The sequence below is a fragment of the Photobacterium sp. BZF1 genome (assembly GCF_014349205.1).
Classification (GTDB): Bacteria; Pseudomonadota; Gammaproteobacteria; order Enterobacterales; family Vibrionaceae; genus Photobacterium.
In genome coordinates, this window is the sequence record NZ_JACSOF010000009.1 from 21,894 (window position 1) to 41,278 (window position 19,385).

At 45.9% G+C, this 19,385-nt stretch carries 13 protein-coding genes; 7 read left to right on the top strand and 6 right to left on the bottom strand.

Annotated features, from left to right (window positions below; translation table 11 throughout):
• Nucleotides 1-321: 321 nt before the first annotated feature.
• A complete protein-coding gene (gene fdhF, locus BIZ37_RS03160; protein WP_187460267.1) occupies nucleotides 322-4,476 on the bottom strand; it encodes a formate dehydrogenase subunit alpha in 4,155 nt (1,384 codons plus the stop codon).
• Nucleotides 4,477-4,825: 349 nt separating this feature from the next.
• Here fdhF and BIZ37_RS03165 point away from each other — a divergent pair, with 349 nt between their 5' ends.
• Nucleotides 4,826-5,764 (top strand): chemotaxis protein CheV, encoded by a 939-nt coding sequence (locus BIZ37_RS03165; RefSeq protein ID WP_187460268.1) that lies wholly within the window; start codon nucleotides 4,826-4,828, stop codon nucleotides 5,762-5,764.
• A 181-nt stretch (nucleotides 5,765-5,945) separates the two neighbouring features.
• Here BIZ37_RS03165 and BIZ37_RS03170 read toward each other — a convergent pair whose 3' ends face one another.
• Together BIZ37_RS03170 and pdsO are read right to left on the bottom strand one after the other, a co-directional pair.
• On the bottom strand, nucleotides 5,946-6,206 hold the full coding sequence (locus tag BIZ37_RS03170; RefSeq protein WP_187460269.1) for a hypothetical protein: 261 nt from the start codon (nucleotides 6,204-6,206) through the stop codon (nucleotides 5,946-5,948).
• An 11-nt stretch (nucleotides 6,207-6,217) separates the two neighbouring features.
• On the bottom strand, nucleotides 6,218-6,970 hold the full coding sequence (gene pdsO / locus BIZ37_RS03175; protein ID WP_187460270.1) for a sortase-associated OmpA-like protein PdsO: 753 nt from the start codon (nucleotides 6,968-6,970) through the stop codon (nucleotides 6,218-6,220).
• Nucleotides 6,971-7,223: 253 nt separating this feature from the next.
• Between pdsO and pdsR the strand changes: the two genes are divergently transcribed.
• A complete protein-coding gene (gene pdsR / locus BIZ37_RS03180; protein ID WP_187460271.1) occupies nucleotides 7,224-7,910 on the top strand; it encodes a proteobacterial dedicated sortase system response regulator in 687 nt (228 codons plus the stop codon).
• Nucleotides 7,910-10,141, top strand: coding sequence for a proteobacterial dedicated sortase system histidine kinase (pdsS, locus tag BIZ37_RS03185; protein ID WP_187460272.1), 2,232 nt, complete (start codon nucleotides 7,910-7,912; stop codon nucleotides 10,139-10,141). Before pdsR ends, pdsS begins: the two co-directional genes overlap by 1 nt.
• 521 nt (nucleotides 10,142-10,662) lie before the next feature.
• Here pdsS and BIZ37_RS03190 read toward each other — a convergent pair.
• The 3 genes from BIZ37_RS03190 to BIZ37_RS03200 form a co-directional block, all read right to left on the bottom strand.
• Nucleotides 10,663-10,827: a hypothetical protein gene (locus tag BIZ37_RS03190; protein WP_187460273.1), complete on the bottom strand. Its 165-nt coding sequence runs from the start codon at nucleotides 10,825-10,827 to the stop codon at nucleotides 10,663-10,665.
• Nucleotides 10,828-11,118: 291 nt separating this feature from the next.
• Nucleotides 11,119-12,237 (bottom strand): glycine cleavage system aminomethyltransferase GcvT, encoded by a 1,119-nt coding sequence (gene gcvT / locus BIZ37_RS03195; protein WP_187460274.1) that lies wholly within the window; start codon nucleotides 12,235-12,237, stop codon nucleotides 11,119-11,121.
• Nucleotides 12,238-12,601: 364 nt separating this feature from the next.
• A complete protein-coding gene (locus BIZ37_RS03200) occupies nucleotides 12,602-13,237 on the bottom strand; it encodes a helix-turn-helix domain-containing protein (protein ID WP_107296674.1) in 636 nt (211 codons plus the stop codon).
• Nucleotides 13,238-13,810: 573 nt separating this feature from the next.
• On the opposite strand from BIZ37_RS03200, the gene BIZ37_RS03205 reads away from it, so the two are divergent.
• The 4 genes from BIZ37_RS03205 (at nucleotide 13,811) to BIZ37_RS03220 (ending at nucleotide 19,336) form a co-directional block, all read left to right on the top strand.
• Nucleotides 13,811-15,106, top strand: coding sequence for a serine hydroxymethyltransferase (locus BIZ37_RS03205; protein ID WP_107296675.1), 1,296 nt, complete (start codon nucleotides 13,811-13,813; stop codon nucleotides 15,104-15,106).
• Nucleotides 15,107-15,212: 106 nt separating this feature from the next.
• Nucleotides 15,213-15,593, top strand: a complete 381-nt coding sequence (gcvH, locus tag BIZ37_RS03210) for a glycine cleavage system protein GcvH (RefSeq protein WP_107296676.1) — start codon at nucleotides 15,213-15,215, stop codon at nucleotides 15,591-15,593.
• Between the two features lie 127 nt (nucleotides 15,594-15,720).
• Complete coding sequence (gene gcvP / locus BIZ37_RS03215) at nucleotides 15,721-18,600, top strand: aminomethyl-transferring glycine dehydrogenase (RefSeq protein ID WP_187460275.1); 2,880 nt, start codon at nucleotides 15,721-15,723, stop codon at nucleotides 18,598-18,600.
• A gap of 118 nt (nucleotides 18,601-18,718) precedes the next feature.
• Nucleotides 18,719-19,336 carry a DsbA family protein gene (locus BIZ37_RS03220; protein ID WP_187460276.1) on the top strand — a complete coding sequence of 206 codons (618 nt, stop codon included), beginning with the start codon at nucleotides 18,719-18,721 and terminating at the stop codon, nucleotides 19,334-19,336.
• Nucleotides 19,337-19,385: the final 49 nt, after the last annotated feature.

Genomic DNA, 19,385 nt, shown 5'->3' on the forward strand with positions numbered 1-19,385 from the left:
GGTAAGCTCAATCTGGCAGGTCAAAGAGTGAATAAATGCGTGAATAAGAAAAACTGATAGCATTATAATGCCAAACAAATTTTTCTTATATTAAATATTTGCAATGTATGATTACAATTTCGTATGGAGCAGCAATGATTTGAAACGTTTATGAAAGATCTCTTATTGCAAGAGAGGGATGTAGTGAATCAAGCTAAACGATTAGAATATGATACTCTTATCACATGCATTTTTTGTGACGCACATCACCCTTTGATTTTCACAAGCAAAAAAAAGCACCCATAAAATGAGTGCTTTTTGAATATTTCTAGCTAATTAGGCTTATTCTACAAGCTCTAACGCTTTCTCAACCCTTACTGCTGCGACCTTGAACTCAGGGATCTTGGCGTATGGGTCTGTGGCTGTAACCGTCAGTTTGTTTGCCGCTGATTCCGCAAAGTGGAATGGTACGAAGACAACATTGGGTTGAATTCGCTTAGTAACAAATGCCGGTGCATTAATCGAACCCCGTCGGGTTGATAGAGTCAGCATCTCGCCATTTGACACACCTAACCGCTCTGCATCAAATACAGAAATCATCACCCTTGGGCCTGCAAGATTATCCAAGCCTTTTGTTTTACGTGTCATGGTTCCGGTATGGAACTGCTCCAACAATCGGCCCGTTGAAAGCACCATTGGATACTCGTCATCCGGAAGCTCAGCGGCATACAAGAAAGGTATGGCAGCCATTTCTGCTTTTTCACCACGGACAAATTTCTCTTGGTGCATCACACGGGTACCAGGATGGTTTTCATCACGGCACGGCCACTGCAGGCCATCTTTACCTACACGGTCCCAAGTAATACCGGCATATTGCGGTGTTAGCGCATTAATTTCGGCAGTAATGTCCTCAACCGACTGATATGCCCAATCACTGCCCATGGCATTAGCGATATTTTGGATAATCTGCCAATCTTCCATTGCAAGCCCCGGCGCTTTAACAGCTGGGTTCAAGCGCTGAACACGACGTTCGGTATTGGTAAAGTGACCCGCTTTCTCTGCAAAAGAATAAGCAGGGAGTACGACATCTGCCAGCTGCGCGGTTTCTGTCATGAAGATATCCTGCACCACCAAGAAGTCGAGCTTATCAATACCTTCCAGCACGTGCTTCTGATCTGGGTCACTCAGTACCGGGTTCTCACCCATTACGTATAAGCCGCGTACTTCCCTCTTACAGGCTGCATCGATGATCTCAGTCAGTGTCAAACCAAGTTCAGCAGACAAGTCTGCGCGATCCCATGCTTTGGCAAACTTGGCATGCGCTTCTTTATTGGTCACCTTCTGATAGCCAGGGAAATCCCAAGGCAGAGCCCCCATGTCACAAGCACCTTGAACATTCGACTGACCACGAAGTGGGTTGATACCGCCGCCCTCAATACCAATGTTGCCACACAACAATTGCAGGTTAGCAATTGAACGCACGTTATCGTGGCCCGTTGTATGCTGGGTGATACCCATTGAATAGTAAATCGCAGTGCGTTTAGCTGTACCGATTGCCTCTGCCAGCTTAATCAAATCCGCTTGCTTAACACCAGTAACCAGCTCGACTTTATCAGGCGCGTAAGCGTCACTCATAACCTCAGCTTTAAGGTTTTCATAACCCTCGACACGCTGTTCGATGTAGCTCTGATCTTGCCAGCCATTCTTGATGATTTGCTGCATAATACCGTTGAGCAACATCACGTCTGTACCCGGGCGGTGTGCGACATATAGCTCAGCGTGGTCAGCAATATCCACTTTCTTCGGATCGGCGACGACCAGACGAGCAGATCCCTTGCGAAGCACTTGCTTGATGTGCGAGGCAATAATTGGGTGAGCTGACGTCGTGTCTGAACCAATAATGAAGATCAGATCAGAGTGGGCAATACTCGGAATATCGTTAGTCATCGCACCACTACCCAGTGATGCTTCAAGGCCGGTCACGGTTGTGGAATGACACAAACGAGCACAGTGGTCGACGTTGTTGGTACCAAATTCACGGCGGATGAATTTCTGGAAAGCGAAATTATCTTCATTGGTGGTTTTCGCTGAAGAGAAACCAGCCAGTGCATTACCGCCCGACTCTTTCTTAATAGAAGAGAACTTATCGGCAATAAGTGAAATCGCTTCTTCCCAACTTGCCGGTTGCAGTTCGCCGTCTTTACGGATCAAAGGTTGGCTCAAACGCTCTTCGCTTTGGACAAAGTCAAAGCCAAAACGCCCTTTCACACACAGCATGCCTTGGTTCACTGGTGAATCTTTCGCACCTTGTACGTAGCGGATCTTATCAGTCAGTTCATCCACATACATAGTGACCTTACAGCCCACACCACAGTAGGTACAAATTGTATCTACCGGCTTGAGCATTTCGATACGGCCCTGAGACTTATCACGGGCATCTGTTAATGCGCCCGTAGGACATACCTGTACACAAGCACCACATTGCACACAGTTGGAGTCGCCCATATTGTAGCCATTTTCAAAGCCTGGACGGCATTCCGGACGTTTGGCGCTGTTGCCCGCATCGTCCTTCATGAAGCTCAGTACACCGTGAACGGCTTTGTTATTACAGGTGTCGACACATTGGCCACAGCTGATACAACGGTTAGCATCGAAGACGATAAATTCAGAGCTGTCATCGACAGCAAACTTCTGGCAGCTGGACATATCCAACTCGTCTTTGTCGACCTTATATTCAGTCGCAAAATCACGCAGTTTACAGTCTGTGTTCGCCTGGCAACCACACTCAAGACAACGAGCAGCTTCACGCATGGCTTCTTCATTGATGAAACCGGTCTCGACCTCAGCAAAGTTCAACTGGCGCTGTTCGCAGGTCAACTCCGGCATGATCGAACGCATAGCCTTTTGGATCCCTTCAAACTGTTTAGGATCCACGTCTTTAACTTTGGCTGCCTTCTGCGAATTGTATGGCTTAACAGGAATATGCTCCATATCGCCATTGAAGAAACGGTCGATAGCTTCTGCAGCAACACGGCCATCAGCAACGGCTTCAATAGCGGTCGCAGGACCACGGCGGAAGTCGCCAATGCTGAAGATGTTTTCCACACCAGAGTGCATGGTGTCGTCATTTGACTCTAGGGTGAGCCAGCGTGTAACAGGTAGTTCAATTGAGTCATTGTCTAGGAAAGACAGATCTGGCTTTTGCGATACCGCAGAAATTACAGTATCAAAATGCTCGACAAAGTACTCGCCAGTAGCTTCTGGACGGCGGCGGCCAGATGCATCCGGCTCTCCCAGAGCCATTTTTTCCAGTTTAATTTCTGTCACTCGGCCATTGCTATCAGCAATGTTTTCAACCGGATTGGTCAGGAAGTGGAACTTCACCCCTTCATGCTCAGCTTCAACAATTTCATAATCTTCGGCTGGCATTTCGTCACGAGTACGACGGTAAATAAGTGTGGTATCCGCACCAGCACGTACAGCGGTACGCGCACAGTCAATCGCGGTGTTACCACCACCAATAACCGCTACTTTCTTACCTGTGGTGTAGTTTTGCGTCGTGACATAATCTTTCAGGTAATCAACACCTAGGTAGCAACCGTCTTGATCACTACCTGGGTAGTTCATTTCAACCGCTTGGGATGCACCTACAGCCAAACAAACAGCGTCATACTGTGTAGTCAGCTCAGACAACAAGAAGTCTTTACCTAGTTTGGTGTTAGTTTCTACCTTCATACCATTACGGCAAATAAGCTCAATTTCTTTATCAAGAATCGCTTTTGGAAGGCGGTATTCAGGAATACCATAACGCAGCCAACCACCCGCTTTTGGCATCGACTCAAAAACGGTGACGTTGTAACCCTCATTGCTAAGGTAGTAACCACAGCTCAAACCACCCGGTCCACTACCGATAATGGCAACGTTCTTACCCTTGTCAGCTTTTCGCACTGGTACATATTGCTCTTGGGCTTCAAGATCAATATCTGCAGCGTGACGCTTCAATTGGCGGATTGCGATAGGCTCATCGACAATACCACGGCGACATTCAGTCTCACAGAATGCAGGACAAACACGACCGATAGATAACGGCATTGGTAAGGTGCGTTTGATCACCTCTACCGCTTTCTGATGGTCATTTTGGGAAATATGGTAAAGATAGGACTGAATATCGACACCAGCAGGACATGCGGTTTGGCAAGGCGCCTCACAGTCTGCATAGTGATCTGACATAATACGGTTAAGTGATTGGCGACGGCGTTCAGAGAGTACTTCACTTTGCGTAGTGATCACCATTTCAGGTGTGGCAGTCACTTCACACGCTCGCTGAATACCTTGGCCTTCTATATCTACCACACACAAATCACATGGTACTTTTTCACCGTTTTTGTTTAGCCCACACAGAGATGGGATTTCAATCTCGAACTGTTGAGCGAGCTCAAGAATTGACAATTGACCGTCAGTAGCCAGAACCTGACCGTCTATCGTGACATTGCTCATAGTTGCCTCTTTGCTGTTGCTGGCGCTGTGCCTTTATTATGAGTTTCACAGGCTCTTTAAATAGCTAACTTCTTATTCATAGGGAGAAGCAGCACAACGCTCAGGATGATAACCAGTAGTTTTATATTGGGTTTAGTCGATCATCTTTTTTAGTTATTAGGTCAGACTATCTCCCTGCAGAATCAAAATCTTTGATTTGAAACATTTCGGGTATTTATTTTGTAAATTATTTAATGAGATCGGATCTGTTCTAGCTTTTTATTGCTACCAATAACACTGACTTAGACAAGACCATGACAGTGAGGTAATATATTGATAAATTTGATATTACTAATCCCCTGCACACTTAATGACCAATATTCTCGACTCTGTTGACCTGCGAACAAATCTTGTGGGCGAAAACCGCTTAGAGCTACTCATCTTCCGGCTCCACACCTCACAGTTGTTCGCCATTAATGTGTTCAAGGTAAAAGAAGTCGTCAAACTGCCCCGTTTGAACAAGCTACCGGGCTCCCACCCTAACATCAGTGGTGTTGCCAATATTCGTGGTACTTCAATACCTGTTATTGATTTGCGCAGGGCGATTGGCATGAGGGCAGGCGATTGCGAGGAAGAAAGTAATATCATCATTACCGAATACAACCGTTCGGTGCAGGCATTCTTAGTGGGCCAAGTGATGAACATTATGAACATGACCTGGCAAGATATTCAGCCGCCCCCTAGTCAGGTTGGTAAAAACAACTACCTAACAGCCATAACAAAAATCAAGAAAGATAAAGTGGATCGCTTGGTCAGCATCATTGATGTTGAAAAAGTGCTGGCAGAAATTGTTGATTACGACACGAAAATTTCACAGGAAGTCCTTGATGCTTCGCTGATTAATCACTTTCAGGGGCGAAGAGTTCTGATTGTCGATGACTCATCCACAGCTCGTACGCAAATAAGGGAAACCTTGTCACAATTAGGTGTAGAAGTCATTGAAGCCCATAACGGTTTACAGGCATTTAATTTGCTGAGAAGTTGGTGTGATAAAGGCCTCAACCTCAATGAAGAACTGCTTATGATGTTCACCGATGCTGAAATGCCTGAAATGGATGGCTACAAGCTGACCCATGAAATTCGTAACGACCCAAGAATGAGAGACTTACATATTGCTTTGAACACCTCGTTGAGCGGCAATTTCAATGAGGCGATGGTAAAAAAAGTAGGATGTGACCGTTTTATCTCTAAATTCCAGCCCGACCTTTTGGTCGAAGTGGTTCAAGACAGGCTAAAGCAGATCCTTTAACCACATAAGCTCGCCCTCCAGTGATCATCTCCACGTTAGGGCGAGCGTTTATGCCACATATCATTACTCTCTCCGGTTCCGTTTCCTCCTTTAATGTTTCAGCTAATTAATCAGCAATAGATAAGGCTAAAGTGAAGCAGTGAGACTTTGAGGAACAGTTCGTACCAAACGATGCTATCCATCATTGCTGCCCTACCTTTTTTGGCTGTACCAGCGCACTATCAGCTTTATTTGGTAACTGGTGAATGTGCTGCTCTGTATCAACTGCCAGCCAGTTTTCATCCCAGGCATAAAGTGTATCGCCATCCATAATGTCTATCTTTTGGGCGGTAATATCATCTGCCCTAACCGTTAATTGCATGGTAAGCAAAAGCGTTATCAGGAAGGAAAGCACCCAGCTCGGTGCCTCCTCTTTGACGTTCATTTTCTGTTGTTCCGTCATTCACTTACCCCTTAGTGACTTTTGGCCGTGCTGACATTGTCATTTGAGCTGCGCAAGGTCACCCGACGATCGAAGAAGTCACCTTCGAAGTTTTGTTCATGCTTAAGTGGCTCTTGGTCACCATAAGCACTTGCAAAAAGCTGTACGCTCTCGACACCTTGTGACTCCAGATAATTTCGAACGGCTTCAACTCTAAGCTCTGAAAGCGCAAGGTTTCGTTCACTACTGCCTCGGCGGTCAGAGTAGCCAGATAGCTCCCAGCGGATATCTGGCGCTTGCTTCATGATCTCGGCGATTTCATCGAGTTGGACTTTGAATAGAGGCTCGATCTCGGCAGAACCTGTTCTGAAATGAACATTCATTTCTAGCGCCAGATCAAGTTGACGATCTTGATGGTTTAGCAAGTCATATTTATCTTGTTCGAGACGGGCAATCTCGATTTGGGCTTGGTTGTACTTACGGCTGATACGCTCCAGTTCGGTATTTCGGGTGACCAACTCACCCAGTTCGGCGTCTTGCGCTTTGATTTGTTCGTCTTGGCCGACTGCTGTACCAACAATGCCACCAACCATAGCACCAACAACCGCACCGACCGGGCCACCAACAATGGCACCAAAGGCTGCACCTGAGCCCAAACCAATTAGCTGTTCTTGCTCACCCACTTTGTAGCTATCGTCCATGTTGTCATTGGCAGTTGCGATTGGAGAAACCAAAGATGCTACAAGCGTTGTTGCGATTAGTGTTGAGATAAGCTGCTTTTTCATTGTGATGTCCTCATCAAGTGTCTTGCTTGCGACTCATGGTTTGCGTCGCTGTTTCGTTTTGATGAGGTTATTAAAGCAAGCCGATCTGGCGAATCAGGGCGCAAAAAAAGGCAATGTCATGATCAATTGTGGCAAAAAAATGGCAATTGACCCGATTGCCTCTACAAGCCTTTTCTATCAGCTAGATTGTTGTATAGTCACAGCATAAACACTGTTCACAATATTCAACCGCCGGCGGTATAGGTAATAAGCCATGAAAAAAATTGTCATTGTCGAAGATGAAAAAGCCATCCGTGAAAACTACATCGATGTACTAAAAAAGCATGGCTACGATGTCCTAGGTTATGACAACCGCCCAGACGCACAAGTAGCCTTCGAAAATGAACTGCCAGATTTGGCCATTATTGATATTGGCTTGCAGGATGAAATTGACGGTGGTTTTACCCTTTGCCAGTCTCTACGAGCCTTATCACCAACCTTGCCTATCATTTTTCTCACAGCACGGGACAGCGATTTTGATACGGTATGTGGATTACGCATGGGGGCTGACGACTACCTCACTAAGGATATCAGCCTGCCACATTTGATTGCCCGCATTGCAGCCTTGTTTCGTCGTAGTGATTTAATGCAACAACCGACTGAGAAAGTCGATCTTATTCAGCATGGGGATCTGTCCATCGACAAAAATAAGATGCAGGTATTCTGGCAACAAAACCTTGTAGAGCTGACAGTGACCGAATTTTGGATGGTCTATGCCCTTGCCAAACGTCCCGGCCATGTGAAAAGCCGGCATGATTTAATGGATGAAGCCCAAGTTGTGGTTGATGACAGTACCATTACTTCACACATCAAGCGTATCCGTAAGAAGTTCATGCAGTTTGACACTAATTTCGACTGCATCAATACCGTTTATGGCATGGGCTACCGCTGGGGGTCTTAATGCTCACAAGATTAAAAACCAAACTGACACATTTCGAACGACCAAAACTCAAGCCAACATTTGGCCTACGTTCAAAAATCACCCTAATTGCATGTTTGCTGCTGACCTTACCTTGGATTGGCTATAACTACATTCTCGAGATGGAAAAGTTACTTCGCCAAGGCCAGGAGCAAACCTTGGTGGGGACTACAAGAGCTGTAGCAACTGCACTCAATGAGCGTCCTAACCTATTTAGCGACCAAGCTAGCTTTCTACAGTCGGTACAAAAAGGGCGTGATTTATATGCCTACGAACTGACATCAGCGATAAAACTCGATGGCCAAATAAATGACTGGGCGGACTACTCCGAGCAGGTAGTCCACTATGGCCGTGAATATGTTCAATTTAGTCGATGGCCATATCAAAGGACCAGCATTCACTTCAATCATATGGTCGGTAAATATGAGGGTTACCTCTACGCGATGTTTGAAGTGAATGACAAAAAGCCTGTCTTACGAAGGAAAGGATCATCGAGGGTCGACCGTAACGACCATATGATCATAGCCATGACAACGCCCAAAGGTGATTTCCAACGATATGTCATCTCTGTATATGAAGACGGTTGGTTTAATGCCTGGCAAATTAATGGGGATATTTCCAACCCCGCAGACTTAACCCTAGAAAGCCAAATACAGGGGTATTGGCATTCTACCGACAGTGGCTACAACATCGAACTGCGTATTCCTCTGGAAATGTTAGGAAGCAAACTTGGCTTTGCATTTTATGATGTTAACAACACCAGCAACCGCGAGATCGAGACGATTATTGGTACCTCAAATACCAACCAACTCAGCAAACTTGGCACCGTACTTATTCCTTCACCAGAGATCGAAAATATCCTCAAAGGTATGGGTCATACCAGTTCTCGTATCTGGGTAATAGACCGGCACCAGCGCATATTAGCCCAAACAGGCGATATCCAAGATTCCAATGGCGTATGGTCATCATCGGTAAAATATAGCGATGACAATGATTCCTGGTGGGCGGCATTAGAACAAAAGTGGCTTCACCCCCTCTACTATCGCTACCTCATCAACGAACCTACTGAATTCCAGGACTCGCTAAAAGATGCAGCCAAGGTTGAAGGCGTACATATCTCACAAGCACTACAAGGCCGAGGCTATTCACATTGGCGTCGTTCAAGTGATGGCAACGCAATGATATTGGCTGCCGCCTACCCGATCTGGCTAGGTGAAAACGTAATGGGTGCAGTAGTCGCAGAAGAGTCGACCATTGGCATCCAGACATTGCGTAACCGAGCCCTTGAGAAGTTACTCAATGCACTTTTCGCCATTATTGTGGTTGGTACACTTACACTCTTCTTGTTTGCTTCAAATATCTCTCGCCGTATAAGAAAACTCAGAAACGAAGCTGAGAGTGCAATCGATAGCCAAGGAAAGATTCAACATACGATCACTGCGACAAGCGACAGCGATGAGATTGGCGATCTTAGCCGTAGTTTAGCGGGTATGGTTAATCGGCTGGGCCAGTATAACCATTATCTCGAGAACCTTTCCTCTCGACTGTCCCATGAATTACGGACGCCTGTCGCAGTTGTTCGGTCTTCCATTGAAAACCTCGCCATGCACGAGCAAGACGAAGATGCCAAGCGCTACATAGATAGAGCGCAGGAAGGCGTTCAAAGGCTAAATACTATTTTGTCGAGCATGACAGAAGCAACACGGATTGAACAAAGCCTGCAAGGCGCGGAAAAAGAAATATTCCCATTTAACGAGTTGGTTGTTGGCTGCATGCAGGGCTATCAAATGGCCTATGAAAAACAACTATTTAGTGTGGATACAGGAACACGTCCTGTCATGATTGATGGCGCGCCAGACTACTTGGCCCAGTTACTCGACAAGCTTATTTCAAACGCCGTCGATTTTAGCCAAAATGATCAACCGATCAACGTGACATTGTCACAACAAAATAACCAAGCTTGTCTGATAGTCAGTAATAAGGGTCCACTGCTTCCGGAAAATATGGGCGATCAGTTACTGAACTCAATGGTATCCGTTCGTACTCAAAACCAGCAAAGCAAACCCCACTTAGGGCTTGGGCTGTTCATCGCTCGTTTGATTACTGACTATCATCAAGGAAAGATTCTGATGAGGAATCGTAAAGATAATCTGGGTGTTGAAGTCTGCGTCATGCTACCAACAGTGACGCTAGAGGGAGAATCAAAGAACTAGGCCATTACAGCAGCGGTAAACAAGCCAATTGCCGCTGCTATTGCTACGATCGCTAACAGGATCTCGAATAACATTTCTCGCATATTTAATTGCTCACGTACAAACAATGGAAACTTAGTCAAATAATGCCGCATAACCATATACTCACAAGGTTTAATGAAAGCCTGATGCTTCTTAACAAGCGAAGGATAAAACAGCTTCCATTAATTGATTAATTTACCTTAGTGATAGTACGCCTATCGGCTAAATATAAGCTGAACAGTTAAATCACAGCCGATAGATTAACCAAACGTCTGAAACAACGAGAGTTACAACTAAACCACTGTTATAAAGACAAAAAAACAGAACCCAAACCACAGGCAACTTAAGAATCGCTGACAACCAATGTAAATTTACCAATAAATATCACCAACAGACAGGTTGTGTTCAGAATTGACAAGACGGGACTCAAAAATATTTATTGAATTAATAAAAATGATTAATCCAACAAATATTTCTTATTAACAAGTGATATTTCGCTATTAATTTTGATCACTTAATTTGTCATCTTTTTTATTTTCTTCGAGCCAATTCTCATTATTTAAATCATTGGTTTGAGCAAAAATTTCCTGCTCTTTTTGCTCAATGGCCTTGTACTGATTCTCACAGACGGAACGGGTAACCTTGTCTTGGCCAAAAGAAGACATGCACCTATCCATATACTCGTCAAACCCCATCAGTAATGATTCGGCGGACACGCTGAATGACATCACCATCGTAAAAGCAACCGTCGAGATATATCTCGAAGCACGATTCTTAAGTAAGCAACCCTTTTGCATATCAACCCCTGCTTAGTTGGCATCGCCCTACTTAAAGCAAAGTTGATTTCAGCGTACTTTTCCAACCTGACTTTGAGACAAAAAAAGGGGCCTAGATAGCCCCTTTAGAGATATGCAATGAAATCTTAGGATATCAATGCATTACTGACGGTTACTTGATTAACCACGGTAGTAGTTTTGTGGAACGAATGGCATTTTTTCTACTGTCATCGGTAGCTTTTTGCCACGCACTTCAGCGAAAATCTCAGTACCGATAACAGCGAGGTCTGTTTTGACATAACCCATCGCTACTGGTGCACCTTTCGTTGGGCCAAAAGTACCAGAGGTAACAATGCCGATTTCATTATCATCAGCATCAAACAACTTGCTACCTTCACGTACAGGAGCCTTTGATTGACCAACCAAACCAACACGCTTACGAGCAACATCTTTTGTTTTGATCTGCTCAAGAATGATATCAGCACCAGGGAAGCCACCAGCACGCTCACCATCGGCACGGCGAGGCTTGCTAATACCCCACAACAAGCTGCCTTCAACTGGCGTTGTTGTCGTATCAATATCGTGACCATACAGGCATAGACCACACTCAAGGCGAAGCGAGTCACGAGCACCAAGGCCAATCCACTCTACTTCTTCTTGGCCAAGCAATTCACGGGCTAGCGCGTCTGCTTTATCAGCTGGAACTGAAATTTCATAGCCATCTTCGCCAGTGTAACCAGAACGGCTAACTAGGCACTCAACCCCCAACAATTCAACTTTTGCAGCATCCATGAAAATCATGTCGCTAACAGTTGGGTTCAAACGAGCCAAAACCTGTGCCGCCTTAGGACCTTGTAGTGCTAGCAAGGCGCGGTCTTCAATAATTTCTAGTGTGACATCTTCAGGTAGGTGCGCTTTGATATGGGCAATGTCTTGTTCTTTACATGCCGCGTTCACAACGACAAACAGGTGATCACCAAAGTTTGTCACCATCAGGTCGTCAAGAATGCCACCCTGCTCGTTTGTGAAGAACGCATAACGCTGCTTGCCTTCAGGCAGGTCGATGATATCAACAGGTACAAGAGCCTCAATAGCTTTTGCAGCATTTGCACCGTGCAGGCGAAGTTGCCCCATGTGAGAAACATCGAATAGACCAGCCGACTCACGGCAATGGATATGTTCTTTACGTACACCTAGCGCATACTGAACCGGCATATCATAACCAGCGAAAGGAACCATTTTGGCGCCCATCTCAATGTGTAGTGCGTGTAGTGGTGTTACCAGTAATTCTTGTGACATACGATTTTACTCCATACACCGCGAGCAATGCGGCGATACTCCATATCAGCTGTTACAACCATGTTATACATGGTTTCTTATAGTAAACAAAGTTTCCTATCATTCAAACCGTGCCACATCACACATTTGAACCATAGGTAAATAATCTTGGGTTAACACTTTTTCAAAATAAAAGGAGCCTCACAATAAGCTCCTCTTCTTAAGTGCCCAGCCACCAATTGTTAAAACACTCAATAAGATTAACAATCAGCAGCCATAATATTGGCATTCAATCACCATGCGAAAAGACAGCAGATAAAACTGTTTATTGTTCAAAACAATTCCTTGGCCGCTCGCTCTCCACACCAAAAAGTGACAAGGTCACTTAAGAGGCTGTGACCCACAAAATCAAAGCATCGTCTTCACTGACCGATGTCAGCATATGACCCATGTTGGCATCGTAATAAACAGAATCACCTTCGCTTAAATTCACTGGCTCATAGAACTCTGAATAGAACGTGATCTCACCATCCAAAACCAACAAGAACTCTTCACCATCATGACGAATCCAATCTGAGTAATCCTCAAAAGCCCGTGCTCGCACTTTTGATTTAAAAGGCATCATCTTCTTGTTAGTTAATTGCGTTGCCAAAAGCTCATGTTCATAGGTTGTTGTAGGGTGTGGCTTGCCCTGCTCTTTGCGTGTAATGTCCCTACGCCCAGTTGCTTTAAGTTGCTTAGGCGGTGCAAAAAGCTGTGGAATATCAATCTCTAAGCCACCAGCCAGCTTTTGCATCGCCTGAAATGTCGGCGAGATTTGCTCGTTTTCAATTTTAGACAGTGTAGAGCGAGCAAGACCTGTACGTTTACTGGCTTCCTCTAGCGTCAGGCCGTGGGCCATACGGATTTCTTTGAGCCGCTTTCCTAATTGCATTGGCTCAATCTTATCTGCCTTGTCTGACTCAAACTCTTTTACGACGGTCATTGATGGATATACATCAACCTGTTGTTCGTCACTCATTACTTCCCTCCCTGGTAACGACACTTACTTCATTCTGGCATAGCAACTCGGAAACATAAAAGCGCATCGATAAAAAAAATATGACCAATGCATCATATTTGAAATTTAGTTTCCAAAAGGAAACAGAGCAAAAATCAATCACTCTCCTCGCATCGAATCTCACTTAAAACTGCATAACTACGTCAATCACAAATCCTTTGCCAATGCGTTGTAGAACATCATAACCCCTTGCGCAACAAGGGCTGGTATACAATTTTAACCTTTTTAATACAGTTGGCAGCCATCGACTCTTTAGAAAAAAGTTAACATCATATTAGAAATTTAGTTTGCAAAAGGCAAACGTTTGCGTAAGATTGTGACTACTAAAGTACATGATGTTCCACTATTGGAAATTTTCGTTTAATCGGCTATCTATAATAAGGCATGTTATGCAGTTGTTAGGGTGATACGTTACTCAACGCGTATTACTGGTATTCAGCAACGTGTAACTACAACTATCCATAACAACGATACACGCTTTGGCTCGGAACAAGGGATGACCTTCTTAAGAGCGCGATTAGAGGATAACGTGAAATGAAAGCTTCATACCAAAACCACGATTTAGAAGTGTTCTTCTCAACCCACCTTGCTGAGGTTGATGGCGCTGTCAACGCAGGCATTGCTGCAGAACTCACACGCCAGAACCAGCAGATCGAGTTGATTGCATCAGAGAACATTGTCTCTAAAGCGGTCATGCAGGCCCAGGGCAGCTGTCTAACTAACAAGTATGCTGAAGGTTATGCAGGTCGCCGTTACTACGGTGGTTGTGAGCATGTCGACGAAGTAGAACGCATCGCTATTGCCCGCGCTAAGCAGCTTTTCCAATGTGAATACGTCAATGTTCAGCCTCACTCAGGCGCACAAGCCAATGGCGCTGTAATGCTAGCCCTGCTTCAACCAGGCGACACTATTTTGGGTATGTCTCTTGATGCAGGTGGCCACCTAACGCACGGTGCGCGCCCAGCTCTCTCTGGTAAATGGTTCGATGCAGTCCAATACGGTGTAGATAAAGAGACTTGTGAAATTGATTACGAGCAGGTTCGTCAGCTTGCTATCGAAAGCCAGCCAAAAATGATCATTGCTGGTGGTTCTGCTATTCCTCGCCAAATTGATTTCGCTAAGTTCCGTGCTATCGCTGATGAAGTTGGCGCATTCCTAATGGTCGATATGGCACACATTGCTGGCCTTATCGCTGCTGGTGAGCACCCTAGCCCAATCCCTCATGCCCACGTTATTACAACAACTACGCACAAAACATTGCGAGGCCCTCGTGGCGGCATGATCCTAACCAACCATGAAGATATCAATAAGAAGATCAACTCTGCGGTTTTCCCTGGTCTTCAAGGTGGTCCATTAATGCATGTTATTGCTGGTAAAGCTGTAGCGTTGGGTGAAGCGCTAGAGCCTGAATTTAAGTTATATATCAAGAATGTGATCAACAACGCGAAAGTCTTGGCCGAAGTACTGCAAGCTCGCGGATGCGATATCGTCACTAACGGTACCGACACACATTTGATGTTGGTTGACCTACGTCCGAAAGGTCTAAAAGGCAACCAAGTTGAAGAAGCACTGGAGCGTGCAGGCATTACCTGTAACAAGAACGGTATACCTTTTGATCCGGAAAAACCAATGGTGACTTCAGGTATTCGCCTTGGTACACCAGCTGGCACTAGCCGCGGCTTCGGTGCAGAAGAATTTAAGCAAATTGGTCAGTGGATCGGCGATGTACTTGATGGTTTGGCAGCAAACCCAGAAGACAACAGCGCCGTTGAGAAGCAAGTGAAGCAACAAGTTCAGAAGCTTTGCAGCCGCTTCCCTCTTTACCAATAAGCTGAACGATAAAACTGACTAACACTTATTTTGACCTAGCGGCTGGTAAAGCCAGTCGCTGAAACAACTAATAAAATCTGCGGAAAGATTGCGCAAGGAGTTACAAATGGAAAATACACTGAAGTTCGCTGAAAGCCACGAGTGGGTTCGAGACAATGGTGACGGCACTATCACTATGGGTATCTCTGACCACGCTCAGGGGTTGCTTGGTGATGTTGTATTTGTTGACCTACCAGAAGTTGGTGATTCAACAGAAGCTGGCGAGTCTTTCTCTCTTGTTGAGTCAGTCAAAGCCGCATCTGATATCTACGCGCCAATTACGGGTGAAATCGTTGAAGTTAACGAAGAGCTGGAAGACAGCCCTGAGCTTGTAAACGAAGAACCATACGAAGGCGGCTGGATTGCTAAAATCAAGGTTCAGGATGTAGAGGAACTCTCTAACCTGATCGACGCTGAAAAATACCTAGCAACCATCGAAGAAGACTAATTGAGCTGGGCTTTCGGGTAAATCATCTGAAAGCCCATTTAACACAGATATTCGCTCAACAACTCGATGACCCTAAACTATTGCAATATGCTCAATGCAATAGGTAGTAACTGTTCAGGAAAGAACCATGACCGACATGACTCTTCTAAATGCTCTAAGTGACGATAAAGAATTTGCAGGTCGTCACAATGGCCCGGATTCGGCACAACAAAAAATCATGCTGGAAACCATTGGCGCATCAAGCGTCGATCAGCTAATCGATGAAACGGTTCCGGCAGCAATTCGCCTACCACAGGCAATGCAGCTCGACCTGCCACAAAGCGAAGCGGACATGCTGGCCTCTCTGAAAGCTATCGCCAGCAAAAACATCATCAACCGCAGCTTTATCGGTCAGGGTTACTACAACACCTTTACGCCAAACGTTATCCTACGTAACGTTCTGGAAAATCCGGGTTGGTACACGGCTTACACCCCTTACCAGCCTGAAATCTCACAGGGCCGTCTAGAATCACTGCTGAATTACCAGCAGGTGATCATGGACCTAACGGGCATGGAACTGGCTAACGCTTCCCTTCTTGATGAAGCAACAGCAGCGGCAGAAGCCATGACCCTGTGCCAGCGCGCTAGCAAAAACAAGAGCAAGGCGTTCTTTGTTTCTAACGACTTGCACCCTCAGACTGTCGATGTTGTCCTGACTCGTGCCGGTTACATCGGTATCGAAATTATCCGTGGTGACATCCAAGATCTTGACCAGCACGATGTTTTCGGTGCATTGGTTCAATACCCAGGTACTACAGGTAACGTACAAGATCTAACAGACATTATTGAAGCTGCACATGCCAAGAAGACCTTGGTTGCAGTGGCTTCAGACCTGCTTGCCCTTACCCTGCTTAAAGCACCAGGTGAAATGGGCGCAGACGTAGTTATCGGCTCGGCACAGCGCTTCGGCGTACCTATGGGCTTCGGTGGTCCACACGCTGGCTTCATGGCAACTAAAGACAAGCACAAACGTACTATGCCAGGTCGTGTTATCGGTGTGTCTAAAGACTCCCGTGACAACCAAGCACTACGTATGGCAATGCAGACACGCGAGCAGCATATCCGCCGTGAGAAAGCGACTTCTAACATCTGTACCGCTCAGGCGCTACTTGCCAACATGGCAGCCTTCTACGCGCTCTACCACGGTCCAGAAGGCCTACGCAAAATCGGCCGCCGTGTACACCACCTAACAGCGATTCTTGCTGCTGGTCTTCGCAACTCAGGCATCGAACTGGCTAATGACAGCTTCTTCGATACCCTAACGTTGAACACCGGCAAGAAAACCACTGAGTTCTACAACAAGGCGCTAGATGCTGGCATCAACCTACGTAAGTACGACTCACAGCTAGGTATCAGCATTGACGAAACCACTAAGGTTGCCGACATCGAAGAGCTACTGGCTCTATTCAGCGGCGATGACCTGAAAGCGTCAATGTTCACAGCGGATATTGCCAGCGACGAGTTTGCAGCAATTCCTGAGAGCTGCCGCCGTACAAGCCAGTACCTGACCCACCCAGTATTCAACAAGTACCACAGTGAAACGCTAATGATGCGTTACATGAAGAAACTGGAAAACAAGGATTACTCGCTAACTCACGGCATGATCCCGCTAGGTAGCTGTACCATGAAGCTAAACGCTGCTGCAGAGATGATCCCTGTTACTTGGCCTGAGTTTGGTGCCCTACACCCATTCGCACCAGCAAACCAAGCGAAAGGTTATGCTGAGCTAGCAGACAACCTGTCTAAGATGCTTTGTGAAATCACTGGCTACGACGCATTCTCGCTACAGCCTAACTCTGGCGCACAGGGCGAATACGCAGGTCTTATCGCAATCCAGCGTTACCATGAAGCGAATGGCGACTCACACCGTAATGTATGTTTGATCCCAAGCTCTGCGCACGGTACTAACCCTGCTTCAGCGGCAATGGTTTCAATGAAGGTTGTGGTTGTTGGCTGTGATGATCAAGGCAACATCGATGTTGAAGATCTTAAAGCGAAGATCGAAAAACACCGTGACAACCTGTCTTGCATCATGATCACCTACCCGTCTACGCACGGTGTGTATGAAGAAGCCGTACAGGAAGTGTGTGAGCTTGTTCATGAAGCTGGCGGTCAGGTTTACCTTGACGGTGCCAACATGAACGCACAGGTTGGCCTAACTAGCCCTGGCTTCATTGGCTCTGACGTTTCTCACCTTAACCTGCACAAGACCTTCTGTATCCCACACGGTGGTGGCGGTCCAGGTATGGGGCCTATTGGTGTTAAATCTCACCTTGCTCCGTTCCTACCGGGCCATGTTGAGAACACTGAAGCAGACCAACCACAATATGCAGTTTCTGCTGCAGACCTTGGTTCTGCATCAATCCTGCCTATCTCTTACGCTTACATCGCGATGATGGGCGAAGAAGGTTTGACGGAAGCAACCAAACTAGCAATCCTGAACGCTAACTACGTGATGGAACGTCTACGCCCGCACTACCCAGTGCTATACCGTGGCACACACGGCCGTATTGCCCACGAATGTATTATCGACATTCGTCCAATCAAAGAAGCATCGGGTATCTCGGAAGAAGATGTTGCTAAGCGTCTAATGGACTACGGTTTCCACGCACCAACCATGTCGTTCCCAGTTGCGGGTACGCTAATGATTGAGCCAACGGAATCAGAAGACATTGCTGAGCTAGACCGTTTCTGTGAAGCCATGATTGCTATCCGTCATGAAATTGCCCGCGTTCAAGATGGCGAGTGGGATCTTAAAGACAACCCACTAGTTAACGCCCCTCACACCCAGGCTGACATGATGGACGCAGAGTGGAACCGCAGCTACAGCCGTGAGCTTGCTTGCTTCCCATCAGCACAAACCAAAGACTCGAAATACTGGCCAACAGTGAACCGTGTCGATAACGTGTTTGGTGACCGTAACCTTGTTTGTTCTTGCCCAAGCATCGAGAACTACATGGAAGACTAAGATTTAAAGCGTAATGCTTTCAATACCCCAAATTAATTTGGACTAACCTTTCAAAAATGGACAAACTTCGGTTTGTCCATTTTTCTATTTGCACGACTAAACCAAGGAAGGAAAGACTATGCCCTCAACAAAGGCAACGCTGTATTACGTTTACGATCCAATGTGCTCATGGTGCTGGGGTTATAAGCCTACATGGGATCAAGTCACCGAAGCCGTTTCTGATCAGGTGGAAATCGTCTATGTCCTTGGTGGCCTTGCCCCAGATTCTGACGTACCTATGCCCGAGATCATGCAACAGCAGATTATGTCTTATTGGAAGAAAATCGAAGACTACCTAGGCACCCGCTTCAATTATGATTTCTGGGCCAACAATACACCTCGGCGTTCCACCTACCCTTCGTGCCGTGCGATTCTCGCCGCCCGTTCGCAAGGTGCTGAGCTCGCAATGTTAATTGCGATTCAACAGGCCTACTATCTGAATGCCAAAAACCCCAGTGATAACGATGTCTTGCTCAGTCTAGGTCAAAAGATTGGTTTAGATATGGCTCAATTCGAAGCGGAGTTTCTTTCGCAGCAGAATCACCAACGTTTATTAGATGAAATAGACTTTGCCCGCTCCATAGGTGGAAATAGTTTTCCATCGCTAATCATGCAAACCTCAGATAGCGTCATTCAACTACCGATTGATTATCAAAATGCTGCAACGACCATTGCTCAAATCAGGAGTATGATCTGATTCTAAAACGATAAAGGCGAACCTACTGGTTCGCCTTTTTACCTAAATG

Bases quoted from the DNA above. Each gene is read 5' to 3' on its own strand.
- BIZ37_RS03200 (WP_107296674.1), bottom strand. From the start codon at position 13,237: ATGAGTGACGAACAACAGGTTGATGTATATCCATCAATGACCGTCGTA.
- fdhF (WP_187460267.1), bottom strand. From the start codon at position 4,476: ATGAGCAATGTCACGATAGACGGTCAGGTTCTGGCTACTGACGGTCAA.
- BIZ37_RS03170 (WP_187460269.1), bottom strand. From the start codon at position 6,206: ATGACGGAACAACAGAAAATGAACGTCAAAGAGGAGGCACCGAGCTGG.
- pdsS (WP_187460272.1), top strand. From the start codon at position 7,910: ATGCTCACAAGATTAAAAACCAAACTGACACATTTCGAACGACCAAAA.
- BIZ37_RS03205 (WP_107296675.1), top strand. From the start codon at position 13,811: ATGAAAGCTTCATACCAAAACCACGATTTAGAAGTGTTCTTCTCAACC.
- pdsO (WP_187460270.1), bottom strand. From the start codon at position 6,970: ATGAAAAAGCAGCTTATCTCAACACTAATCGCAACAACGCTTGTAGCA.
- BIZ37_RS03220 (WP_187460276.1), top strand. From the start codon at position 18,719: ATGCCCTCAACAAAGGCAACGCTGTATTACGTTTACGATCCAATGTGC.
- gcvT (WP_187460274.1), bottom strand. From the start codon at position 12,237: ATGTCACAAGAATTACTGGTAACACCACTACACGCACTACACATTGAG.
- BIZ37_RS03190 (WP_187460273.1), bottom strand. From the start codon at position 10,827: ATGTCTTCTTTTGGCCAAGACAAGGTTACCCGTTCCGTCTGTGAGAAT.
- gcvP (WP_187460275.1), top strand. From the start codon at position 15,721: ATGACCGACATGACTCTTCTAAATGCTCTAAGTGACGATAAAGAATTT.
- gcvH (WP_107296676.1), top strand. From the start codon at position 15,213: ATGGAAAATACACTGAAGTTCGCTGAAAGCCACGAGTGGGTTCGAGAC.
- BIZ37_RS03165 (WP_187460268.1), top strand. From the start codon at position 4,826: ATGACCAATATTCTCGACTCTGTTGACCTGCGAACAAATCTTGTGGGC.
- pdsR (WP_187460271.1), top strand. From the start codon at position 7,224: ATGAAAAAAATTGTCATTGTCGAAGATGAAAAAGCCATCCGTGAAAAC.